The following is a 9,315-nucleotide window of genomic DNA, read 5'->3' on the forward strand; positions in this document are numbered from 1 at the left end:
GGGTCAGCTGGTCGATCACCTCGCCCAGGTTGTTGGCCGGCTGCCAGCGCAGGCGGTTGAGGAACTTCAGCCAGGCGCTGGCGTAGTCCTGGAAGTAGCGCCGGGTCAGGCGTTCGCGCAGCATGTCGGGGGTCAACTCGGCGGCGATGTCGCCCGGCCGGTCGCTGAGCACCCAGTCGATTTCCTCACGCCGCGCCTCGGCGACGGCCTCGATCGCCGGGCGCACCTGGCCCTCCCAGGCCTGGCGGGTAAACACCCCTGGCACGCTGGCCGGGCTGACGAACAACGCCCGCGCCTCGGTGTCGCCAACCATCTGCGCCAGGCCCAACGCCGGGTGATGATTGGCCGAGGCGTCGAGCACCTGGCGGTACAGGCTGGCTTCGGCATTGCGCTGGCCCAACTGGCCGAGCAGCAGCTGGCGCACCTGCGCCACCAGCTGCGGATCGGCGGCGATGCGCCAGTCCGGGTGCGCCGCCAGCTGCTCGCCATAGAACTGCCACAGCCCCGGCGAAACCCCGTCGGCGCTCGGTTCGAGCGAGCCCATCACTTTGACCAGAAAACTCGCATCGGCTTTTTCCGGCCGCGCCAGCATCAGGTAAGCCTTGAGTTGTTCGTAGGCCTGGGGCGCGCGCTTGAGGCGTTCGGGGCTGTCGGCGGGCAACTGGATCAGGGCAGTGAGTTGTTGTTGCAGGCTGGCCACGGCCGGGTCGCGCAGCAGGCGCTGGTTGGCCTCGACGTAGGCGGGCCAGAGCATGTGTAGCAGTTGTGGGTTCTTGTTCAGGCCAAAACGCTGGTACCAGGGCGTGCCATGGACAGCGCGGTAATCCAGGCGGCCGAGCTCGCGGCTCAGTTCGTTGAGGGCGAGGAATTGTTCGTCGTGGGTGGCTGAGTGTTGCAGGGTCGCCAGGGTCGTTTGCACCTGGGCGATGTGTACGCGATTGCTGACGAAGGACAGCAGCAGGCCGGCGCCCCAGGCCAGAGTCAGGGCGAGCATCAGGGTTTGTGCGATGCGGGTGGCGGGCCAGCCGAGGCGACGCGGGTGCGGTTTTTTATCGCCGAGCACGCCGTGCCAGACCGGTGATATCGACCAGAAGTGACTGCGGTCATGGGGATCCGCCTCCACCGCCGGTAACGGCAGGCTGAACCACAACCCGCGCAGCGGCACGCCTTGGGCAAACTCGCCAAGCAACGGCGCCAGCGCCTGACGCCAGCGGGGAATGCCCTCGACCTGCAGATCGCGGGACAGGCGCAGCAAAAAGTCATGCTGCATCTGCCCGCGTATCTGTTCCAGACCCTCCTGGCGCAAGGGTTCGAGCAATTGCTGCAGGCGGCTCTCCAGTTCGACGACAGTGACACCGGCGGGCAATGCGCAACCCACCGGCTGCGTCTGCCGCGTGTGCTGTTTCCACCCAGTGTCGCAGACCTGCCACAGGTACAGCGGCAACTGCCAATGCTGAGTCCGGGCCAGCTCGCGCAGGCGCCGCACACTGTCGCCCAGTGTTGCGGCGTCGGTGGATTGTGGCTTGTTCAACGCCCAGACCACACCATCGAGGGCACGCCAGCGACTCAAACCCTGCCATTGGCTGAACAGGGTTGGCGCCTGCACGCTGCCGCCGAAGAGCAGCACGGTGTCCTGCCCATGCAGGAAGTACCGGGTAGTCAGGCCGGGGGCGATGGCTTCGATCTGCTCGGGTTCGCCGACGACCAGGAGCAGGCGGACTTTGAAGCGCCAGAACGGACCGTAGGCGTTGTAAAGATAGTCGCGTAGCTCAGAGAACCGTATAACTGGCTTGCGAGGTGGTACCAGACTCGCGTCCGTATCGGGGTAAAGCTTATCCGCCAGCCCTTGCTGACGGTAACTGAGGCGTCTGAAATGGATCAATAAACGGGGTGCCGCATTAGTCAATATCGCGATGGCAACGGTCAGTAAAAAAGTGAACACCTTGTGGTGGTTTTCCACTAGTCCCAGCCGATCTCCATAACTCCAGATCGTCCATGCCAATACCACCATCAGCGTGCTGACCCACACCAATGCACCCCCTCGGCGCCAAACATTCTTCCCGGTTGTCATGCCAACGCTCCCATGGTGACGGTGCCGATCCAATGCTGCGGATCGCCCTGAGACAGTACAAGGAGAGGCCGACGCTGATGACGAACCATTTCCACGCCAAGCGCCGCAATCAACCAACTGCTAAAGGGGCCTGCCAGCCCGCACAGCGGCTCCTGAATCCATTGCTGCGCTAAACTCGGCGAAGCGCCGTGAGCGCTGCCGGCAGCAATGATCTTGCCGGCCAGTGGCTGACAGGCAATGCTGTCCGCCAACAGGCCTGCGGCCTGACGGGCACTTGTCTGGGTTTGAAGAAACATCGCCACCTCGTTCTGCAGTTCACTGACATTCAGCGACATCGGACGCAACAAACCTCCTACCACCGGCAGTTCCGCTGTGCCCGTCAAGCCATTGGGAGACAACAGCAATGCCGCGAGCCCGTCGGAATACACCGCGTCGCCGCATAGCTGCAGTACCAGGATCAATTCGAAGGCCGGGCTGGCTGTTTTAAGCTTTTGGTCGATCCACTGGTACGACAGTTCACCGGTCAAGGTGACCACCGATGGCTGCGCTCGATCCATCGACGCAGACCAATTGTGCTGCCAGGCATTGCGTAATGCTTCGTGTTGCCCGGGCTCGACATCATTCAACAGGGTGACCCGCAGTTCCTGCTCCCGCGGCAGGGCCAGCAAGGTCGGCTGCAACGCCTCAAACAGTTGCTGCAACCCAGCCTGCAAGCGATCCCCGCCCGGCGCTGGCAAATACGCGATGCGCCTGGCCAACCCTGTACGCGGCGGTACACTGGGTGAGCCTTGAACCAGCATCGTGGCCGTCACCTGATCCGGCAGCAGCACACAACTGCCATGTACCACCAAATAACGCTGCGCCCACGAACTCCAGGCCTGCTGTGCCGCTTGCGCTTCCTCCTCCAGAAACTGCTGCTGGCTCAGGGCACGTCCATACACATGGGCGCGTGCGGCGAATGCCAACAGCCAGATCAGCAACGGCGAACCGGACACTGCCCACACATTCAATGCCTGCAACTGTGGTAACCGCTCGGAGGCATACAGCAGGAACAGCAGCACACAGGCCAGAATTGCCATACCGGCCGCCGCAACCCACCGCACCGGTACCGGAGGCACGGGCGTTATCACCTCTTCAGGTGGCTGACGATCCCAACCCATGGCTCACCCCACCACGCAATCAGGAGCGCTGGAAATCAACCGGCAACCGCACTCACTGCGGCAGCCATCGACCACCAACGCCCGGCCATTTTCAGACCAGTCGGGACAGCCTTCGACAATCGGGTTCTCCCCATGCCGCGGACAGCTGACCTCATCACCCACCAAAGCCACGGGTTTACCGTGAACGAATGTTGTGGAGGCAGCCGATATGACCTCTCCATCGTGTGTGGTTTTGTCACCCAACAGCACAAATCCTTGGTACATATTCATTACTCCAAAAAACGGCCATAGATTATGGACTGATAAATGAACAGCCAAATTACTTAATAAATTTATCCACCAAACAAAACAGTCGACAAAAAGCCAACTCACAAGTATTTACGAGCATACAAATAAAAAATCTAATTTAAATCAACTCCAGCATTAATCTTGCACACCTCGAAATACTGAATAAACACCCAACACAATGACACCAATGCGGGCGTTTTTTTGAAAAGCTGCCGGACTTAAGTTCTGTCAGACTGAAGCAAAGCATGATCTAAATTCAGGGAAACCTAACTTTCATTTTTTGCTCTCCGCCGCCAGGCGGATGGCCTGCAGTTTTCGGAAACTAGGTTCAAAACTGCCATCAGCCACGACACTTGCGTCGGGATAAGTGAAGGCGGTGTGATTACCCTTTTTCTTCACCTTCGGTTGCACCGAAGTGACCAAAAAGTTTGAATGCAGGACGGGCTCGAAATACACTTGGCGAGCCTGTAATGCTTGGTACATCAAATAAATATCGCCCTCACTTGTCAGGCTGATCTGCTTTCTGTAACCGCCAAGAAAGGCTTCGCTCAACCAAGGGTAGTAATCTTTTTTTATCGTCAAATCCCCTTCAACTTCAAAGTCCGCTCCCCCCCGAGGCGAGTTGTTGTGATCGAATATCGCGATCACCCCACCCCCCGAGCCATGAGTGACATTCTCGCCAAAGGGATTCGGAAAGTCGTAAGCGACGCCAAAGGTGACATTGGCCAAATGCCATCGACAAGCACCGCCACCATCCATTGGTAACTTGGTACTGTGAAGATCACTTTGCCCCTGACGTTGCAGTTGCACCTCAATGCCGTGATACCCCTCCAACTCGATGCGCTCTCCACTGGCACCGTGGGTGATGCGCTTACAAGTCGCGGAGCGATACATCACCAGCATCGGTCTCGCTACTAGCTCCTTCGGCACTTTCACGGTAATAGTCATCTGTTCGCTGTCAGGAGGCGGTGCCAGGCTGTAGTCCTTGGCGCAACCACTGAGGCTGACGAACAGGATGAGTAACGCGACGGGCATCTTCTTGATCATGGTCGTATCCTTGAAGTTGCTGACGGGCTCAACTGTAGGTTTTCTCATAACGGGGCAGAAGGCTGGCTGCGACATCGAAACGTTGGAGCGCCTCGATACCACCTTCTGATTTCCGAGTAACGTTCAAGGCTTGGCCGAGCCGACTCTGCAAATCCAGAAACACGCGATTGCGCACCAGTTCATCCGCGGGAGTTCGCTCGGAGTGTTCGCGCATCTGCTGGGCGAATTTTTGTCGCTGTACCTGCCGCGCCAGCAACGGATCGCGCTCAGGGTCCAGGGACTCCAGCAGCTGATTGTGGATATAAGGCTGGTACTCCGACATGAAGTGATCGCCTAGACCCACGGCCCGTCCGGTTATTGGGTTGCTGTGAGGCGGGAAATACCTGACCCGGCTCTCGGCGGTCAGCGAGGTGGTCAACCGCTGCTGCGCTTGCTCGGCCTGCTTGTCGTCCTCCGGGCTGAGGCTGGGGACCAGGTACAGCTTGGCCTTTTCAAGTAGGCGTCGGGTGACGGTAGTGTGGTAAGGCGCACCCAGCCCTTCCTTGTTGCGATAAGCGGGGTACTGTGAGCCCCGCAGTTCCATGTGTTGCTCGGCTTTGAAGAACATGGCGATTTCGCCGTGATGACAAAAGGGATCGCCATGACGGAACAACTGGCTGGCAGTCAATTGCAGCATTGACCAGGAAAACCCCAGGGTGGTGCCCAGTGGACCGTAGAGGTCGTACAGGTAATTGTCCAACGCGGCTTCGGGCGGAACGCTGGGGATTGGATCAATCTCATTGACGTGACGGAAATGCACGATTTCGCTCAGGCCCTTTACTGCCTTAAGGGAAAACGTGCGTGGCATGCCGTAGGTGTACAGCAAAGGATTGTGTGCTTTCAGCGATGCCGCATGGACCAGACCGAGGGCCCCTCCGAGGCTGTGACCGCAGATGAACAATTCTTTTTCTAAAGCCGCATCAGGGATCCTCTTGCCCAAGTCTTCGGCATAAATCCTCCCGCCCAGTTCGAACGCATCGCGAAAGCCCATATGCACACTGCCCTCTGGCGCCAGACCGGCGCAGGGAACCTTGGACTCGCACTGAGCCTGCAGCTCGGGTTTTACCGGACGAAAAGTCGCATCTGTGCCAAGATCGGTGAGCCCATCGGTGCCCCGCCACCCCACGAGCACTTGGGAAGCATTGATTGCATAGAAAAACTGCGTATTGCCTTGAGGCAGTTCGGCCTGAGCAGTATCCAAGGTTTTGGCGATGATGTAGCGCTCTTTGAAAGGCACATCGGTGACCAGACAGGGCCACTCCTTGCCGTTGTCCCATACCCGCGGTGTGCGCGACAGGTCCAGGCATTGTTGTTCGAACAATTGCTTGGCCGAACCCAACTCTTTCTCGGGCCGACTGCTGTACGCCAAAATACTCATCACCCCCAGGTTATAAGCATTGGCCAGGCTGTACTGCGCCTGGTGATGCAACACCAGCGACCACGCGCGCAAAGGGCAGATTTCCAGCACATAACGACGATTCAAGTGCTCGGCGTCGAGGGCAAAACCGCCGAAGGTCCGATCCGGAAAGTGATAGGCCGGCAGCTCAGCGGGATCGGCCAAGGGTGGGTCGAAGGTCGGCTGTTGATCGCAGATCTGGCCGACTCGAAGGTAGTGATAACCATGACCGGCCGCGATCGCCTGCTGCTCGATCGGTGAGAAGCCCGAACGCTGCGGACCATACAGCGGTGTGCGATCAACCACGCCAGGACGTGGCGGTTCGGGGCGCTCGGCGCGCAAGCGTCGACCTTGCAGCAATTTGGCCAGAGGATCAGCGGCCATCATCAAGGTGAGAGGCAACGGGTGAAGGTCCTGGATACGGATCACGCCCTGAGCATCGCTCTGACCGCCATACTCAGGCACAAAGGCGGTACATGTGGCCTCATTCAGTGCCCGCCAGGGCAGGTTGGCCAAAGGTTCGCCCTGTTCATCCAGTAACTGGAATTCGATCCAGTTCATTTGCGCATTGATTTTGCTGCGAATGACGTCCTTGTTCGAGCCCAGTGTGTCCGTATAGTGCAGGGAGTCGTCCATTATCAGTCCTTTAGTTGTTATATTATTTGATGATTTGTGCGCCAGAATCCTATCGAAACGACCTTCAGGACTTCTGAAAACAGCAACAAACCCATCAACAAAGCTGAGGACGTAACTCCCGCAGTTGTCGAAGCCCAGACTAAAATCGACAGGGACGGCACGCCAAACAACAGCCTGAGAGGTACCTGCGCATAGGCTAGACGGGATGCGAAACGCGAGCGTCGCAAAAACAAAAACATTGAAACAATTATTGAAACATTCAAAACCAACGACATTGAAAATATCAAAAACGAAATACTATCCTGCTCAGAACTCAACCTGACAAAAGATTGAACATCGCTATAAAGCGGAACTTTCCCTTGGGAGACATTCAGATAACAGAAGCGACCGATGTAAATCAGATCCATTCCACCCCAAAACAAATACACCTTATTCCCAGTCATTTGCCGTCAACCTTCTTTTCATAAACATCATCACCGGTAGCAGGCTGCCAATACCAGGAACGTCCACCCGTCGCCCAGGCATCCTCGCCCTCCACAAACGCTTGAGTGATTGTTCTTTTAATCCCGTAGACATGAACAGCAGACTCTGATTTCAAAAAGTCTTCACTGTCGTCAGGTAAAGGTTTCCATTCCTGAATTTTGTCGCGCTTAGTGTTTTCGTAATCCTTTCCCTCCGACCCGAAGACTCTTCCTTCTTCACCCATTGACGTCAGGCGATTGAGCACCATGAGCGCGGTGTTTTTCAGACCGTGATAATCATGATCAACAGTTACCCAATGTCCTGGACCAGACGCTGGTGTCTTGTCCGGAAACTCAATCTTCAACCCTCCCGGCAACAGGCTATGAACATTCCTGGTTTGCCCCTGCCGATCGGTCACTCCGGTGAACACCGCCCCTTGCCGCGTGGTGATCTGGTAGTTGATGAATGGCTGGGGTGTCTGCGCCTCATCCTTCAGCGTGTAGCGACCGGTGTAACCCGGCCGGAGCGGCGTGATCGGCGTATCAACGCTAGTGGCGCCGAGTTTTTGAACATGCGCACTTTTGAGGTAGATGTTGCCGGGGGCACCCAGCTCGATCTCGCCGTCTTTCATGCGGATGTAGGCGCCGCCGCATTCGATCAACACCTCCTTCGGTGCGCTGAGGTGCAGGCGACCGGTCAGGCTTTCAATCCTGATGTCGGTCATGGCCAGGGCATGCAGTTCGCTGTCGAGGGCATGCAGCTCGACCTTGCCATGGGCGGCCTTGAGTTGCAGGGCCGCGCGCTGGGCCAACAGGCTGACCCCGCCGTCGGCGGTGGCGGTGATGTTCTCCCCGGCGCTGATATCGGTGTTGTGCGCAGCGACGATCGCCACGCTTTCAGCGCCCGAAGACACGCAGACTGCCTCGGGACTGACCAGGCCGATGCCCGCCGGGGCATGCAGCAGCACGCCCGGTTGCGCCAGGCCTTTGAGGGCCTCGGTCAAGCGTTGCTGGCTGTCGGTATCGCCGGGCGTGGCCGGAGCGCTGCGCGCCGCCTCGGCCAGTGAACGGGCCAGCGACAACGCGCTTTCCAGTTGGGCGATGGCCGCGTCCATGTCGAGTTGATTGCCTTGGGCCTTGGGTTGCTCCTCGGCACTGATGAACAAGCCCTTGCCCCCACGAATGGCGCCATGGCCATCGCTCCTCAGCTCAAACCCTTCCCCCCGCTTCTGCTTCTGAGCATCCACCAGATGCCCCAAGTTCAACTGACTCTTGCCGCCATACTCCGTGCTGAGCTTGACGTGCTCCTGCCCCCGCAGGTCTTCCATGCGCAACTTGTTGTTCGCCGGCGTGCGCAGCACATTGCGGGTGTGGTCGCGCCTGCGCAGGGTCACGGGGTCCGGGTGTTCGCTGTCGTGCAGGGCGTGGGCGATGTAGGGGCGGTCCGGGTCGCCCTGTTCGAAAGCCACCGCCACTTCGGTGCCGGCGAGCATTGGCAGGTGCAGGCCGTGGGTGTCGCCGCCGTAAGGCCGGGCCAGGCGTAGCCAGGTGCTTTCCTGGCCGGGTTTCCAGGTGTCGCGGTCGAACAGGAAGCGCACCCGGTAGCGGCCTTCGAGGTCGATTTCGGCGTAGCGGTCGTTGCGGTCGGGGCTGCTGAGGCGGGCCGGCAGGGTGCCGGCGATGAGTGGTTTGGGTGGGACCTCTGGGCGGAAGCAGACCATCTCGGCGTAGGGAATGGCCTCGAAATGCACTTCGATGTTGCGGTCGCGGGCGGCGCGGGTGCGCAGGCTGGTGATCACTGCGCCGGGGGCAAAGGCCTGGGGCGCGCCGGTGATTTTCAGCACCTGGCCCGGCGCCAGGGTGGCGCTGCTGCTGGCGCCGCTGAGATGGGTCTGGCTGTTGAGGTAACGTTCGTGGCGCAGGCGTGCGTAGAAAAAGCCGCTTTCGCTTTGCAGGTCTTCGTCCTGATCCAGTTTGTCACCGAGCACGCGATAGGGTTCGGCGTAGTGGTAGGCCTCGCCGTAGGTGCTGGTCGTGGTGCCACGGGTCTGGTCGACCTCGCCATCGAGAAAGGCGCGGGCGTCAAGGGCGTGATAGGCGCGAAAGTTGATGGATTTTTCCACCACCTGGTGGCGGGTCTGCAAACCCCACACGCCGTCCTCACCGCTGGCGAAGCCGGCCGGTGAGCGCAGTGGCAATTTCACGCCAAACTGGTAG

Annotated in this window: 6 protein-coding genes; all 6 read right to left on the reverse strand. The window is 59.0% G+C overall.

Annotated elements, in window-relative coordinates:
* The coding region (locus CGA21_RS29525) for an ImcF-related family protein (protein ID WP_223194310.1) at positions 1-2,071 on the reverse strand (2,071 nt) is incomplete at its 3' end.
* Positions 2,068-3,150: a hypothetical protein gene (locus CGA21_RS29530; RefSeq protein WP_188265673.1), complete on the reverse strand. Its 1,083-nt coding sequence runs from the start codon at positions 3,148-3,150 to the stop codon at positions 2,068-2,070. The genes CGA21_RS29525 and CGA21_RS29530, both read right to left, overlap by 4 nt.
* An 84-nt stretch (positions 3,151-3,234) precedes the next feature.
* Positions 3,235-3,501: a PAAR domain-containing protein gene (locus CGA21_RS29535; protein ID WP_317451705.1), complete on the reverse strand. Its 267-nt coding sequence runs from the start codon at positions 3,499-3,501 to the stop codon at positions 3,235-3,237.
* A gap of 291 nt (positions 3,502-3,792) precedes the next feature.
* On the reverse strand, positions 3,793-4,566 hold the full coding sequence (locus tag CGA21_RS29540; RefSeq protein WP_110755326.1) for a hypothetical protein: 774 nt from the start codon (positions 4,564-4,566) through the stop codon (positions 3,793-3,795).
* 28 nt (positions 4,567-4,594) lie between these two features.
* Positions 4,595-6,637 carry a lipase family protein gene (locus tag CGA21_RS29545; protein ID WP_110755325.1) on the reverse strand — a complete coding sequence of 681 codons (2,043 nt, stop codon included), beginning with the start codon at positions 6,635-6,637 and terminating at the stop codon, positions 4,595-4,597.
* Positions 6,638-7,076: 439 nt separating this feature from the next.
* Positions 7,077-9,315 (reverse strand): DUF2345 domain-containing protein (locus tag CGA21_RS29550; protein WP_188265675.1); only part of this gene is annotated, 2,239 nt, incomplete at its 5' end.

The organism is Pseudomonas sp. PSB11 (genome assembly GCF_014596605.1).
GTDB lineage: Bacteria > Pseudomonadota > Gammaproteobacteria > Pseudomonadales > Pseudomonadaceae > Aquipseudomonas > Aquipseudomonas umsongensis.

Coding starts and splice junctions, on each gene's coding strand:
- CGA21_RS29530 (WP_188265673.1), bottom strand. CDS start 3,150: ATGGCAATTCTGGCCTGTGTGCTGCTGTTCCTGCTGTATGCCTCCGAG.
- CGA21_RS29535 (WP_317451705.1), bottom strand. CDS start 3,501: ATGAATATGTACCAAGGATTTGTGCTGTTGGGTGACAAAACCACACAC.
- CGA21_RS29540 (WP_110755326.1), bottom strand. CDS start 4,566: ATGATCAAGAAGATGCCCGTCGCGTTACTCATCCTGTTCGTCAGCCTC.
- CGA21_RS29545 (WP_110755325.1), bottom strand. CDS start 6,637: ATGGACGACTCCCTGCACTATACGGACACACTGGGCTCGAACAAGGAC.